The sequence below is a fragment of the Streptomyces sp. NPDC049627 genome (assembly GCF_044465645.1).
In the GTDB taxonomy this organism is placed as follows: domain Bacteria; phylum Actinomycetota; class Actinomycetes; order Streptomycetales; family Streptomycetaceae; genus Streptomyces.
Window position 1 is genome coordinate 48887 of the sequence record NZ_JBITLW010000005.1, and the last position, 14229, is coordinate 63115.

Below are 14229 nucleotides of genomic sequence, written 5' to 3' on the forward strand. Positions count from 1 at the left end.
GACACAACGGTCGAAGTTACGGCGAGACCCCTACAACGCCGCAACCTTGTCCCGATACCCCCGCACAGGCGCCGCATCCCGATACGGCTCCAACCTCCGCTCGAAGTCCTTGACGTACTCGACCGCCCGCACGGACCGCATCTCCGCAGCCTGCCCGGCGGCTTCGGCCCCCAGCGCACAGGCCTGATCGAGCTCGCCCAGCCCGAGCCGCGCCGAGGCAAGGACAACCCGGCAGAACAGCCGACTACGGGCGAACGCAGCGGAGCGCAACTGCAGCGCCCGCTCCGCATGCTGCGCCGCCGCCCGGAACTGCTGCAGATCCCGGTGACAGTGCCCGAACTCGTCGGCGAGCTGCGCCTCGTCGAAGAACCGCGCCCAGTACGGCACGTCGTCACCGGGCCGGGCGGCCTCCAGGGCGCGCTCGGCCCGCACCAGGGACGCCGTGCAGGCGCGCACCTCGCCCAGTACGCCGTGCCCGCGCGCCTCGCACGCGTGCAGCAGGGCTTGGACGACCGGCGGTGCGCTGGTGCCGACCCCCTGCTGGGCCACCCGCGCGAGCTGGACGGCCTCGCGGCCGTGGCCGAGGTAGACGGCCTGGCGGCTCATCGTGACCAGGACGTAGGAGCCGTACGCCCGGTCCCCGGCCGCCTGCGCGAGCCGCAGCGACTGCACGAAGTAGCGCTGGGCGAGGCCGTGCGCCGCGATGTCGTACGAGGTCCAGCCGGCGAGTCTGGTCAGGTCCGCGGCGGCCGCGAACAGCTTGCGGCCGGTCTGCTCGCCGTAGGTGCCGCGCAGCATCGGCTCGCACTCGTGCTCCAGGTACCGCACGAGGGCCTGCCGGGCGTGGCCGCCGCCGTACATGTCGTCGAGGGAGCGGAAGAGCTCGCCGACCGAGCGCAGCGCGGCGATGTCGCCACCGGTGACCTTCTGGCCGGGACCGCGCTCGGCCTGGCCGCGCTGGCGGGGTACGGCGGCGCGGCCCTGGGCGGGGATGCGGGCGACGGGCTCGCCGCGGGCCACCTTCTCGTCGGCGCGGCCGATCAGCCAGTCCCGGCTGGGCACGACGAGGCCGGCCGGGGTGAAGGCGATCTTGCGGAGCTCGGCATGGCTGCCGGAGTCCTTGCGCCACAGCCCGCTGACGATGTCGACGGCCTCCTCGGGCGTCGAGGCGAACTCCAGGCCCGCGTACACGGGTGCGCAGGCGTCGAGGCCGAGGTCCTGGGCGCTGAGCCGGCGGCCGAGGCGTCGGGTGAAGACCTCGGCGATGAGGGCGGGGGTGGTGCCGCGGGGTTGCTGCCCGCGCAACCACCGGGTCACGGATGTCTTGTCGTATCTGAGATCAAGCCCGTGTTCGAGGCCGAGCTGGTCCACCCGGCGGGCGAGACCCGCGTTGGAGAATCCCGCTTCTGCGATGAGCGCGGCGAGCTGGCGGTTGGGAGTGCGCTGCGCGGGTCGTTCCGTCATCTGCGGTGCGGTCTCCTGCCTTTCGGGCCTCGCGGGCGAGTTCGGCCGCCGAGTGCCCGGATTGCCGGTGAGCTGCCCTTTTGGCCTCTCGAACGGCGCGAATGTAGCGGAGAGTAAGCAGCCGATCGCACATTTCCCCACCCATTCATCCGATCGTGTGAGGATTGCCGTATCGGGCTGACGCGGGGCCGGGAGGCGTCACCCGAACGAGCCGGTCGTACAGTGGCGTAGGCACGCTTTGTGCCTTACGACTTTCCAGAGCTTCCAAGGAGGCTTGCCGTGAGTGAGTTGCGGTTCGTCCGCATGGGATTCGGCGCGGACGCCGTCGAGTACCAGGAGGCGTGGGACGAGCAGCGCCGGGTGCACGCGGCGCGGTTCGAGGACGAGGTCCCCGACACGGTTCTGCTGCTCGAACACCCTCCGGTGTACACGGCGGGCCGGCGCACGGCGGACAACGAGCGGCCCCTGGACGGCACGCCGGTCGTCGACGTGGACCGCGGTGGCAAGATCACCTGGCACGGCCCGGGCCAGCTGGTGGGCTACCCCATCCAGAAGCTGCCGCGTCCGGTGGACGTCGTGGCGCACGTACGGCGCCTGGAGGAGGCCCTGATCCGCACCTGCGCGGAGTTCGGGCTGGAGACCACGCGCGTGGAGGGCCGCAGCGGGGTGTGGGTGCTGGGTGACCCGGTCGAGCAGCGTCCCGCGCTCGGCGGCCTGTCCCTGGACTTCGACCCGCGCCTCACCGACGAGGAGTTCGACCCGCGCCTGAACGGGCCCGAGTACGCGCCCTCCAACGCCGGCCAGCGGCGCGAGGACCGCAAGATCGCGGCGATCGGAATCCGGGTCGCGAAGGGCGTGACGATGCACGGCTTCTCGCTGAACGTGAACCCGGACAACAAGTGGTTCGACAAGATCATCCCGTGCGGCATCCGCGACGCGGGTGTCGCATCCCTCGCGGGCGAGCTCGGCCGAGACGTCACGATCGACGAGGTACTGCCGGTCGTCGAGCGGCATCTGCGGGACGTACTGGAGAACGCGGACCTGAAGCCGCGGGAGATCGAGAAGACGCCGGCTGCCTGACTCCTCACGGTCTCGCGCCCCCGCTCCTCAAACGCCGGCCGGCATCTTTCAGCCCGTCCGGCGTTTGAGGACGAGGCCCTTTCGGGGCCGAAAGCGGGGGTCTGGGGGCGGCAGCCCCCAGGGACCGGGGTCGAAGGGGCGGAGCCCCTGGAGGACGGGACGGGTAGGGGCGGCGGGGGCGAGACGAGGCGAGGCCCGCGCAGGCGGACCCGCAGGAATGCACCGGCGTTCCGCAAGGTTGCCCAGCCCGGGGGCGCACAACGCACGGGCGTACCCTGGTGTACGCCGAAGAATCGAAGCTACAGGGAGCCGACGTGTCCGCAGTCTCACCCGACGGACGCAAGATGCTGCGCCTGGAGGTCCGCAACAGCCAGACCCCCATCGAGCGCAAGCCCGAGTGGATCAAGACCCGGGCGAAAATGGGCCCCGAGTACACGAAGATGCAGAACCTCGTGAAGAGCGAGGGCCTGCACACGGTCTGCCAGGAAGCCGGCTGCCCCAACATCTACGAGTGCTGGGAGGACCGCGAGGCGACCTTCCTCATCGGCGGCGACCAGTGCACCCGGCGCTGCGACTTCTGCCAGATCGACACCGGCAAGCCCGAGGCCCTGGACCGCGACGAGCCGCGCCGCGTCGGCGAGTCCGTGGTCACCATGGACCTGAACTACGCCACCATCACCGGCGTCGCCCGCGACGACCTGGAGGACGGCGGCGCCTGGCTGTACGCCGAGACCGTGCGGCAGATCCACCGGCAGACGGCGGAGCGCGAGGCCGGACGCACCAAGGTCGAGCTGCTCGCCCCGGACTTCAACGCCGTACCGGAGCTGCTGCGGGAGGTCTTCGAGTCCCGCCCCGAGGTCTTCGCGCACAACGTCGAGACGGTCCCGCGGATCTTCAAGCGCATCCGCCCCGGCTTCCGCTACGAGCGCTCCCTGAAGGTCATCACCGAGGCCCGCGACTTCGGCCTGGTGACCAAGTCCAACCTGATCCTCGGCATGGGCGAGACCCGCGAGGAGGTCAGCGAGGCGCTCAAGCAGCTGCACGACGCGGGCTGCGAGCTGGTGACCATCACGCAGTACCTGCGCCCGAGCGTCCGCCACCACCCCGTGGAGCGCTGGGTCAAGCCGCAGGAGTTCGTGGAGCTGAAGGAGGAGGCCGAGCAGATCGGCTTCTCCGGCGTGATGTCCGGGCCGCTCGTCCGGTCGTCCTACCGTGCCGGCCGGCTGTACCGGATGGCGGTCGAGAAGCGGGGCACATACGTCGCCTCGCAGGCCGTCTGACTTTCCCGCGCACACCTTCCGGTGGCACGCAGTGCCACCGGACCCGTGTGAATCTGAGCACAAGCGCTTACCGCCCAGTAACGGCCGATCGACGCGGTCCTGGGGCGTCCCCGCAGCTGGGGAGGCCATCAGGGCCGCGTCAAGGTTTTTCCGCCACGAATCAAGGCTTCATTGGTGTTTGACCGGTCGGTCACGCCCTGGTAACACCAATCAGTGACCCTGGTTTTACACCCCGTGCACCGCTCACGAAGCCGTCGATCCCGAGGGGGGACCTCCACCATGCAGGCCGCGCCGGTTCGCGCCACCGCCATCCCGTCCTTCACCACTGCACTCCGTGCCGTCGAGTCCCTGCTCATGAGCAGCGGCCAGCGCACCGCCCGCCGCAACGCCTGGACCTCCGTGCTGGAGGACCGCCGCCGCGCCAAGGACCGGGTCGAGGCGCAGCGCGTCCTGGAGCAGGCCACCTCCGTCCGCCCTTGAGGCACTGCCGTCGTCGGCGCCTCCGGGGCCACGTAGACTTCGTGGCATGGCGAGGAAGGACACGGCAGCGGACGCTGCGAACCCCGGGCGACTCAAGCAGATCGCTCTGACCTACAAGATGACCCGCAAGGCCGACAAGAAGATCGGTCTTGTACTCGCGGCTGTCGGAATCGTCACCTTCGGTGTCTTCCTCGCGATCGGTTTCTTGATCGGTCACCCCATCTATCTCGGCATCCTGGGCCTCCTGCTCGCCTTCCTCGCGACGGCGATCGTGTTCGGGCGCCGGGCCGAGCGGGCCGCCTTCGGGCAGATGGAGGGCCAGCCGGGCGCCGCCGCGGCCGTGCTCGACAATGTCGGCCGGGGGTGGACGACGACCCCCGCGGTGGCGATGAACCGCAGCCAGGACGTGGTCCACCGGGCCGTCGGCAAGGCCGGCATCGTGCTGGTCGCCGAGGGCAACCCGAACCGCGTGAAGGGCCTGCTGGCCGCCGAGAAGAAGAAGATGAACCGCATCGTCGCGGACGTGCCGGTGCACGACCTGATCGTCGGCACGGGCGAGGGGCAGGTCGAGCTGAAGAAGCTGCGGACCACCATGCTGAAGCTGCCGCGCGTGCTGACCGGCCCCCAGGTGACCGCCACCAACGACCGGCTGCGGGCCATGGGTGACCTGATGAGCAACATGCCGTTGCCCAAGGGTCCGATGCCCAAGGGCATGAAGCTGCCGAAGGGCGGGCCGAAGGCGCGCTAGCCGACCCCGGTTCAGTGAAGGGCCGCCGCGGAATTCCCGCGGCGGCCCTTCGGCGTTCGTCGGCTACAACGTGGAGGGCGCGGGCAGGTCGGTCGGCGGAGGGTCCCCCGTGAAGTGCGCCAGCTTCAGGATGAGGGTCTCCAGCGCCGTCTTGGCCGTGAGGAGCTGCATCTCCAGGGCGAAGAGCCGTTCCGGCTCGGCCTCGGCCACATCGGGTGCGCACAGGATGCCGCTGCCGCCGCGGGCGTTCTTCAGGGCGGTCTCCCAGCTCTCCCTGCCCTGGGGTTCCGGGTACCGCGGCTGCGCCTCGGCGGCCGACAGGGCCTTGCGTACGGCCGCACAGTAGCCGTCGGGCACGGAGGGCTCGTACCGGTCCGGGCCATTGTCCGCCATGTCCTCCACACCGGACGGCCTCAGGGCGAGGGCCCGTATGAGCCCGGTGACGGCGTCCCGGCCGCCTCCCTCGGCCCAGGCGGTCACCCGTGCGCCGGTCTCTCCGTCCGGCGAGGGCATGCGCTCGGGCCGGTACTCGCTCGGCAGCTCCTCGAAGCGGTCCAGCGTGCGGGACAGGCTGTCGGCGGACCCGGCGGGCGGGTCCGCCGACAGCGGGTCCAGGACGAGGAGGGCGCCGATGGAGAGCGCCAGGAGGACCGCGGTCCTGCGGGGACGCGGCTGCCTGGCGGGTTTCGGCTTCTTCGGGACGCCTCCGGCCCAGCCTCCGGTGCGGTCCCTGGTGCCGGCCTTGGGCGGCCGTACCGCGAACCAGGTCGCCACCAGCAGCGGTACGGCCACGTAGATCGCGGCGTGCAGCAGTTCCTCCGCCCAGGACCGCGACTCGGCGATCGGCACGCGGAGCAGAACGGCGAGCGAGGTGAAGAAGAGGACCGCCTGCAGCCAGCTGCCGCCCGGGTCGCTCGGGGCGGACCGGGTCACCGTGGTGTGCCGGTGCGCCCAGTCGGGGTGGGTCCGCCACAGCCCCGTGAACCAGTCGACAGCGGACGCCGCCCACCCCGGCAGCCGCCCCGTCTGCCGGGCCCTCGCGTGCTCCTCCCATACGGCCGGGTCGGCGCCGGAGGCGACGGCGTCCAGGTCGGCGCAGAGCTCGCGGCTGCGCAGCACGTCGGCGCGGCTCAGCTGCACCTGGGCCACCAGGAAGGCGGCGAACAGCACCTCGCCGAGCCAGGGTGTGGCGTCGGCCCAGTAGACGCGGTCCCGTCCGAGCGCGGTCGCCTGGAGGACCAGCCAGCCCTGGAGCACGGCGTAGGGAAGGAGCACCAGGACGCAGTAGGTCCGCCACAGGGCGACGGTGAGGTAGGTGATGTCCACGTCGCGGTTGCGGATGTGGGCCAGCTCGTGCAGGACCACGGCTTCGAGGGTGCGCGGGTTGTGGGTGCGGTCCTTGAGCAGGGCCGCCGGGAGGGCCACGAGGTAGCGGCCGGCCCGGCCGAAGGCGACGGCGGTGGAGGCCTTGGCCGGGCGCATGTCGACCATGAAGCGGGGTGCGCGGGTCACCTCGGCCCGCTCGGTCAGCGCGGCCAGATGCCGCGACAGCGGCTCGTCCGGCCTCTCGGTGCGCCGGGGCCGCCAGGCGGCCGCCTCCCGCGCCACCCGCTCCATCCGGGTGCGCAGATCGAACCATCCGTCCTCGGTGGGCGCCAGGATCGCGTCGGACTCACGGGGTCCGCTCTGCGCCGGGGCAGGGGGTCCGTCGAAGTCGGCCGCCGGCAGCAGGCGGCCTCGGCGTATGCGCCGGACGGGGATCAGCCAGTAGACCACGAGGGCGACGAGGACGACGGCCCCCGTCCCGAGCAGCGCCAGGCGCAGGGCCTCCGCGGCGGCCTGGACCCGGCAGTCCTCGAAGTCCTCGTCGAACCAGATCGAGAGGGTGACCCGCCACACCGGTGCGTCGGGATCAGCCCCGGCCACACGGGCGCAGGTGCGGAAGGTGGACTCGGACTCCAGGGCCAGCGCCGCCCGGTTCAGCATGGTGAGGCAGGAGGACAGCAGGACGAACAGCAGCACCAGGAAGCGCCGTGTCGTGCCCTTCCCGGCGGTGCGCCGGTTCTCCCCGTTGTTCATCGTGGTCCGGCTCCGGCGTTCAGCGTGCGGCGCGGGCCGTCTCGTCCGGGCCGGGCGGCTCGTCCGTCCCTGCGGCGGAGTCGGCCTCGCCGCGTGCCGGAGCGGCGCCGGCCTCGCGTGCCAGCCGGGACACCACCGCGTCGGCGAGACCCCGTGCGGTCCCCCGCTCCATCCCGGCGTCGTCCGCCAGCTCCAGCACCCGTGCGTGGACGGCCTCGAGCTGCGGCGCGGTCAGCGGGGGCACGGTCTCCGCGTCGTCGGCGGACCGGCGCAGCAGCCTGCGCAGCGGTGCCCTGAGGCGGGCCAGCGCGCTGTCCGTGGCCGCGCCGATCCCGCGCCGGACCACCTCGTCCACCACCAGCCACACGACGGGGGTGACGAGCACGACGGCGTCCGTCACTCCGAAGCCGAGGGTGTCCGGGTGGTTGCCCCGGCGTTTCATCACGTCCGTCACGTGCCGGTCGCTCAGGGACCTCATGCCGTCGAGCAGAACGAGCTCACCCGGAGCCGTGTCGGCGACGACATCCCGCACGACCTCGCGTCGTGTTGCGCTCATGCCGCAGCACCCTACCCACGATCCGCTCAACGCCGTTGATTCTTCACGGAGTTGAGGCGTCCCGTGGCCAGGATCACAGGCGGTTCAGATCCGTACCTCGACGGTCTTCGCCAGCCGGTCGTGCAGGCCGCGGCCGTCGCGGTCCCAGATCAGGGCGGGGACGGCGAGGCACAGCAGGGCCGTGCGCAGCAGGGCGCGCAGCGGGTTCACGGTGCCGGTCTCCAGGACGACCACGCGCAGGCCGAAGAGGCGCTTACCCGGAGTGAAGCCGACGGTGCCGACGGTCAGGACGCTCATCACGAAGAAGAGGAGCAGGGCCCAGTTGCTGGTCGCCTGGCCGTAGCCGTCGGTGATCAGACCGTATGCGATCAAGAGGCAGATCCCCCAGTCGACGGCGATGGCACCGAGGCGCCGTCCCGGGCGGGCGATCGACCCCGGGCCCTCCTCCGGCAGACCGAGCTGCTGACCCCGGTATCCAAAGTCGACACCCGCTTCCTCGGCCGCCGCGCGGGGCCCCGAGAGCCAGGATCCGATTGCTTGCCTCTTGTCCACGTGCCCACGGTACTGTGCCCGTTTTGCGATGTGGACAGGTGGGGTGAGGTACGGGATGTCCGGTTAACGTGTGTGAAACAAATGGGTCACGCCCGAGAAATCACCCGTCCCTAGGGTCGAGGTCAGCGTGTGCCACCGCACTGGCCGCACGAACGAACTACCACCCCGGCCACTGGACGGTCGGGAGTAGGAGGAGCTGGATGTTCCAGAACGCCGACGAGGCCAAGAAGTTCATCGCGGACGAGGACGTCAAGTTCGTCGACGTCCGCTTCTGCGACCTGCCGGGCGTCATGCAGCACTTCACGGTGCCCGTCGAGGCGTTCGACCCGGACGAGGAGCTCGCCTTCGACGGATCGTCGATCCGTGGTTTCCAGGCCATTCACGAGTCCGACATGGCGCTGCGCGCGGACCTGTCGACCGCCCGGGTCGACCCGTTCCGCCGTGACAAGACCCTCAACGTCAACTTCTTCATCCACGACCCGATCACGGGCGAGCAGTACTCCCGTGACCCGCGCAACGTGGCGAAGAAGGCCGAGGCCTACCTCGCCTCCACCGGTATCGCGGACACCGCCTACTTCGGTCCGGAGGCGGAGTTCTACGTCTTCGACAGCGTGCGTTTCGCCACGTCGTCGAACGAGTCCTTCTACCACATCGACTCCGAGGCCGGCGCCTGGAACACCGGTGCCCTCGAGGACAACCGTGGTTACAAGGTCCGCTACAAGGGCGGTTACTTCCCGGTCCCGCCGGTCGACCACTTCGCCGACCTGCGTGCCGAGATCTCCCTGGAGCTGGACAAGGCCGGCCTGAAGGTCGAGCGCCAGCACCACGAGGTGGGCACCGCCGGCCAGGCCGAGATCAACTACAAGTTCAACACGCTGCTCGCCGCCGCCGACGACCTCCAGCTCTTCAAGTACATCGTGAAGAACGTCGCCTGGCGCAACGGCAAGACCGCGACCTTCATGCCGAAGCCGATCTTCGGTGACAACGGCTCGGGCATGCACGTGCACCAGTCGCTGTGGGCCGGCGGCCAGCCGCTGTTCTACGACGAGGCCGGCTACGCGGGCCTGTCGGACACCGCCCGCTACTACATCGGCGGCATCCTCAAGCACGCCCCGTCGCTGCTCGCGTTCACCAACCCGACGGTGAACTCGTACCACCGTCTGGTGCCGGGCTTCGAGGCCCCGATCAACCTGGTGTACTCGCAGCGCAACCGCTCCGCCGCGATGCGTATCCCGATCACGGGCTCCAACCCGAAGGCCAAGCGCGTCGAGTTCCGCGCGCCCGACTCCTCCGGCAACCCGTACCTGGCCTTCTCGGCCCTGCTGCTGGCGGGCCTGGACGGCATCAAGAACAAGATCGAGCCGGCCGAGCCGATCGACAAGGACCTCTACGAGCTGGCTCCCGAGGAGCACGCGGGCGTCGCGCAGGTCCCGACCTCCCTCCCGGCCGTCCTCGACTCCCTCGAGTCCGACCACGAGTTCCTCCTCCAGGGCGACGTCTTCACGCCGGACCTGATCGAGACGTGGATCGACTTCAAGCGCACGAACGAGATCGCGCCGCTGCAGCTGCGTCCGCACCCGCACGAGTTCGAGCTCTACTTCGACGTGTGATCGGCACCTGACCGGTCCCGCACCGAGGCATACGCCCGCGCCCCCGCTGTCGCACCGACAGCGGGGGCGCGGGCGTATGTTCTATTCTTCTGCCGCTGACACGACACGGGGGTGGATGGGATGCCCGAGCACGAACAAGACGACCAGGAGCGCGAGTTCGATCTCAGGTGGGCGGAGCAGGCCGAGCACAAGGAGCCCTCGGCCCGGGCCCGTATGCTCGCCGCGCGCTGGAAGGAGAACCCGCCCGGTCCGGTGCCGTTCCGGGCCGACCCCGAGCATGTGGCGCGGCAGCACCGCCGCTCGGGCTGGGTGTCCACGGCGATCGTCCTGGGCTGCGTCGCCGGGGTGATCGTCCTGCTGGGGTACATCAACTTCCGTACGTACTGAAACCACGTCCCGGGACCACATACTGGGACCACGTACTGAGCCGGGACCTTTGCTGGTCCTAGGGCCGATCACGACCCGTTCATGGGCGTCGCCGGGTGCACACTGGGCAGTGGGACGAGTGCCTGAGTGCGCGGGGTGATGCGAGATGCAGAGCCGCTTCAGGAGTGACCGGCGGTTGACCGCCCGCATGGGCGTCACGCTGTTTCTCCTCGGTTTGTTGTACGTGGGGTTCGTCGCCGCGTTGATCGTGCTGCTGAAGTCCTGGGTGCTGGTCGTGGTCGTGGCGGCGGGTCTGCTGGGGGCCCAGTACTGGTTCTCCGACCGGGTCGCGCTGTTCGCGATGCGGGGTCGGGTCGTGGAGCGGGAGGAGTATCCCGAGCTGCACGGGGTCGTCGACCGGTTGTCCGCTCTCGCCGACATGCCTAAGCCCGTGGTCGCCGTGTCGGCCATGGACATGCCGAACGCGTTCGCCACGGGGCGCAATCCCGATCATGCCGTGGTCTGTGTGACCACGGGTCTGCTGCGCCGGCTGGAGCCGGACGAGCTGGAGGGGGTGCTCGCGCACGAGCTGTCCCATGTGGCGCACAAGGACGTCGCCGTGATCACGGTGGCCTCGTTCCTCGGCGTGATCGCGGGGCTGATCGTACGGTTCGCCTTCTACTCGCAGCTGTTCGGCGGCGGGCGCCGGGACCAGAACACCGCGGTCGTCTTCGCCGCCGTACTGGGCGTGTCGGCGGCCGTGTACGCGATCAGCTTCCTGCTGATCCGGGCCCTGTCCCGGTACCGGGAGCTGGCGGCCGACCGGGCCGCGGCGCTGCTCACCGGGCGGCCCTCGGTGCTGGCCTCGGCGCTGACCAAGGTCTCCGGCGACATCGCCCGGATCCCGACCAAGGACCTGCGGACCGCGCAGGCCTTCAACGCCTTCTACTTCACTCCGGCACTGGGCCGGGAGCCGAGCATCGCGCAGCTCTTCTCCACCCACCCGAGCCTGGAGCAGCGGCTCGACCAACTGGGGCGCATCTCGGCCGAGTTGGGCGAGACGACGGCTCCCGGAGGGGCGTGAGCATGGGGCTGCTGGACATTCTGCTCGGCCGTACGAAACCGGTCGCGCCCGACCTCGACCAGCTCTTCGCCCTGCCGTCGGCGGCGGTGACGCTGGAGGCGGCGGCCGGGTTCCGGCCGACCGGGAGCGGGGCGGTGTGCTTCGCCGCGGTCGAGGGCGCGGCCTTCGAGCAGACGCACCGCGAGGTCCAGGCGCTGCTCGACGCGGACGCCGAGCGCGAGGGCCGGCCGGTGGAGCTGATCCGGGACGGCTACGGCTACTCGTGGCTGGTCTCCCGGCGCACACCCGAGCAGCTTCCGGAACTGGTCAACGACCTGCACGCGGTGAACAGCGCGATGGAGGTCAACGGCTTCGGCCCGCAGCTTCTCTGCTCCCTGGCCGGCTTCGAGGACGACGGGGGCAGCCGGCTCGCCCTCGTCTACCTCTACAAACGCGGCACCTTCTACCCCTTCGTGCCCGTGCCCGGCCGGGCGGAACGGCGCGACAACGCGCTGGAACTGCGGGTGAAGGCCGCCCTCATCGACGACCTGCGGATCGAGCAGGACCTGAGCCGCTGGTTCCCGGTCTGGGGTGCCCCCGGCCTGTGACCGGAGACACCCCGGGCTACCGGCGGGGCTGGTCTCACTTGCTCTTCTCGCCCTCCTGACGACGCGCCTCCAGGGGACGCTCGCGGCGGTAGCGGCGCTCCCACTTGGCCTGCATGTCACGGCGGTCGCGGTAGGCGCGGTAGTCCGCGGGCATGGGCCCTCCCGACGAGGACCCTCCCCCGGCCCCGCCGCCCGACGCGGAGGAGTCCCGGCCGTACTGCAGGTACAGGAACAGCACGGCGACGGCGGCCAGCCAGTAGAGGTGGTTTCCGAATCCCAGTATCACCAGGACGACAGTCCCGGACATGACGATGGTGCCCATCACGGGCCTCCGTGAGCGTGGGTTGTTTCTGGATCTCGAGTGGTGATCGATGAGCGGTGATCGATGAGCGGTGATCGGTGTGCCGGCGGGGCGCTGGGGGATGGGCGACCGTCCGTCGGTGCGTAGAGAGTAGCCCCGAGTCCGCAGGGTGACGCCTGCCCTGCGGGAAGCGGCGTGAACTGCTCCGTTACGCGTGTCCAGGGTAGGGAGCCGGTCACTCGGCGTGCATCTCCTTTTCCCGGGGCCCGAGTTGTGTGCGTGAATGAGGCACATGACCGAGCTCTCCTCTTTCACATACGCCTGCGACGGTGAACTGCTCAGCGGTGTGTACGGCGATGCCGGCGGCGGCCCGGAATCGGCCACCGCCGTGCTGCTGCACGGCGCGGGCAACGGCAGCAAGGAGCGGTTGGTGCCCCTGGTCGAGGAGTTCGTGGCGCACGGCTGCCGCGGGCTGGCCTTCGACTTCTCGGGGCACGGCGAAAGCACCGGTGAGTTGCGGGAGTTGAGCCTGCGTCGGCGCCTCGAGCAGGCCGTCGCCGTCATCGACGCACAGGTGCCGGACGGCGGTCCGCTGATTCTGGTCGGCTTCAGCATGAGCGGGCAGACGGTGGCGGACCTCGTCGGGCATTACGGGGAACGCGTGGCGGCGGTGGGCCTGTGTGCGCCGGCCGTCTACGCGGAGGAGGCCTGGGACGTCCCCTTCGGTGACGGGGACGGCCGGTTCAGCGAGATCATCCGTCGGCAGGACAGCTGGCGTGCGGCACCCGCGCTGGACGTCCTGCGCGCGTACGAGGGGCGGGCGGTGCTCGCCGTGCCGGGGACGGACGCGGTCATCCCGCCGGCCGTGACGGAGGCGGTGCAGGACGCGCTGGCCGCCCGCGCGCAGTTCGGTCGCTTCGACGTACCGGAGGCGGAGCACATGCTGGGGCTGTGGTTCCAGGAACACGCCGAGGACCGGCGGGCGTTCGTGACCGCGGTGCTGACCGGCCCGGGCGACCGGGGGTGGACGGCGACCCGGTCGTGGCTGGCCAAGCAGCTGCCCGAGGGACGGACCGTCGTGCGCACCGCGTTCGCGAAGGGCGGGTGGAGCTCGCAGATGCGGCGGCTCACCCTCGACGACGGCACGGAGCTCGCGCTGCGCACGTTCGTGAAGCCCTTCTTCCGCGGACACGCCCCCGGCCTGCTGGCCCGTGAGGCGTCGATCCACACGCTGCTCGCCTCCCACGAGCACATCCCCGCACCCCGGTTGATCGCCGTGGACGCCACCGCCGAGCACTGCGACCACCCGTCGCTGCTGATGTCCCTGCTGCCGGGCCGGGTGCGGGTCGACGAGGAGGACCTGGACCGTCGCCTGGACCTGCTCGCGGCCCAACTCGCCTGGATCCACCGGGTCGTACCGGAGGAGCGCCCGCGGACGTACCAGGCGTGGACGTCCCCCGACCGGGTGCGGACGCCGGGCGGCGCGCTCTGGGAACGGGCCGTGGACGTGATCCGCGCCGAGCCCCCCGCCTACGAGGGCTGCTTCCTCCACCGGGACTACCACCCGGGGAACGTGATGTTCGGCGGCGCGGGCGCGGAGCTGCGGATCAGCGGTGTCGTCGACTGGGTGGAGACCTCGTGGGGTCCGGCCGACCTCGACGTCGCCCACTGCTCCACGGCGCTGGCCCTGCTGCACGGCCCGGAGCACGGGCTCGCCTTCCGGGACCGGTACGAGGCACACGGCGGACGCCGCCTCGCCGCCGCCGGCGACCACCTGTACTGGCGGCTGCTCGACGCCCTCGCCTACTCCCCCGACGCGGAGAAGCTCGCCGGCCCGTGGCGTGAGCTGGGACGGACGGACCTGACGCCACAGGTGCTGGGCGAGCGGCTGACTACGTATGTGGGCGGGTTGCTGGAGCGGTACGGCTGACGGGGCCCGGGAGCCCGGCACGGCGGCCGAGGCCCCGCGAGCCGCATGGCCGGCCAGGCCCGCGGAGCGGTACCCCCGTGGCCACCGGATCCGTGCAACCGACGCCGCCACC

General features: G+C 70.9%; 14 protein-coding genes. 9 read left to right on the forward strand and 5 right to left on the reverse strand.

Annotation, left to right across the window (positions count from 1 at the left end):
* Positions 1-30 precede the first annotated feature (30 nt).
* On the reverse strand, positions 31-1464 hold the full coding sequence (locus tag ACIBU0_RS14675) for a regulator (RefSeq protein WP_398817042.1): 1434 nt from the start codon (positions 1462-1464) through the stop codon (positions 31-33).
* Positions 1465-1743: 279 nt separating this feature from the next.
* On the opposite strand from ACIBU0_RS14675, the gene lipB reads away from it, so the two are divergent.
* The 4 genes from lipB to ACIBU0_RS14695 all read left to right on the forward strand — a co-directional run bounded on the left by lipB (position 1744) and on the right by ACIBU0_RS14695 (position 5052).
* Positions 1744-2544, forward strand: coding sequence for a lipoyl(octanoyl) transferase LipB (gene lipB, locus ACIBU0_RS14680; RefSeq protein ID WP_398817045.1), 801 nt, complete (start codon positions 1744-1746; stop codon positions 2542-2544).
* 314 nt (positions 2545-2858) lie between these two features.
* Positions 2859-3824, forward strand: a complete 966-nt coding sequence (gene lipA / locus ACIBU0_RS14685; protein WP_398817048.1) for a lipoyl synthase — start codon at positions 2859-2861, stop codon at positions 3822-3824.
* A gap of 279 nt (positions 3825-4103) precedes the next feature.
* Positions 4104-4304, forward strand: a complete 201-nt coding sequence (locus tag ACIBU0_RS14690) for a hypothetical protein (protein WP_398817051.1) — start codon at positions 4104-4106, stop codon at positions 4302-4304.
* Positions 4305-4350: 46 nt separating this feature from the next.
* A complete protein-coding gene (locus ACIBU0_RS14695) occupies positions 4351-5052 on the forward strand; it encodes a DUF4191 domain-containing protein (RefSeq protein WP_398817054.1) in 702 nt (233 codons plus the stop codon).
* A gap of 63 nt (positions 5053-5115) precedes the next feature.
* On the opposite strand, the gene ACIBU0_RS14700 is transcribed toward ACIBU0_RS14695, so the two are convergent.
* The 3 genes from ACIBU0_RS14700 to ACIBU0_RS14710 form a co-directional block, all read right to left on the reverse strand.
* The gene (locus ACIBU0_RS14700) at positions 5116-7131 is read right to left on the reverse strand and encodes a M56 family metallopeptidase (protein ID WP_398817057.1); all 2016 of its coding nucleotides are present in this window, start codon (positions 7129-7131) and stop codon (positions 5116-5118) included.
* 19 nt (positions 7132-7150) lie between these two features.
* The gene (locus ACIBU0_RS14705; RefSeq protein ID WP_398817060.1) at positions 7151-7687 is read right to left on the reverse strand and encodes a hypothetical protein; all 537 of its coding nucleotides are present in this window, start codon (positions 7685-7687) and stop codon (positions 7151-7153) included.
* Between the two features lie 84 nt (positions 7688-7771).
* Entirely contained in the window at positions 7772-8239 is a 468-nt protein-coding gene (locus ACIBU0_RS14710; protein WP_398817063.1) for an RDD family protein, read from the reverse strand.
* Positions 8240-8439: 200 nt separating this feature from the next.
* Between ACIBU0_RS14710 and glnA the strand changes: the two genes are divergently transcribed.
* From glnA to ACIBU0_RS14730, 4 genes are all read left to right on the forward strand, one after another.
* Positions 8440-9849: a type I glutamate--ammonia ligase gene (gene glnA / locus ACIBU0_RS14715; protein WP_398817066.1), complete on the forward strand. Its 1410-nt coding sequence runs from the start codon at positions 8440-8442 to the stop codon at positions 9847-9849.
* Positions 9850-9969: 120 nt separating this feature from the next.
* Entirely contained in the window at positions 9970-10236 is a 267-nt protein-coding gene (locus tag ACIBU0_RS14720; protein WP_398817069.1) for a hypothetical protein, read from the forward strand.
* 145 nt (positions 10237-10381) lie between these two features.
* Entirely contained in the window at positions 10382-11299 is a 918-nt protein-coding gene (gene htpX / locus ACIBU0_RS14725) for a zinc metalloprotease HtpX (RefSeq protein ID WP_398817072.1), read from the forward strand.
* Between the two features lie 2 nt (positions 11300-11301).
* A complete protein-coding gene (locus ACIBU0_RS14730) occupies positions 11302-11886 on the forward strand; it encodes a hypothetical protein (RefSeq protein ID WP_398817075.1) in 585 nt (194 codons plus the stop codon).
* A 34-nt stretch (positions 11887-11920) separates the two neighbouring features.
* Here the strand turns inward: ACIBU0_RS14730 and ACIBU0_RS14735 are convergent, their stop codons facing one another.
* Positions 11921-12208, reverse strand: coding sequence for a hypothetical protein (locus ACIBU0_RS14735; RefSeq protein WP_398817078.1), 288 nt, complete (start codon positions 12206-12208; stop codon positions 11921-11923).
* A 271-nt stretch (positions 12209-12479) separates the two neighbouring features.
* Between ACIBU0_RS14735 and ACIBU0_RS14740 the strand changes: the two genes are divergently transcribed.
* On the forward strand, positions 12480-14117 hold the full coding sequence (locus tag ACIBU0_RS14740; protein WP_398817081.1) for an alpha/beta fold hydrolase: 1638 nt from the start codon (positions 12480-12482) through the stop codon (positions 14115-14117).
* Positions 14118-14229 lie beyond the last annotated feature (112 nt).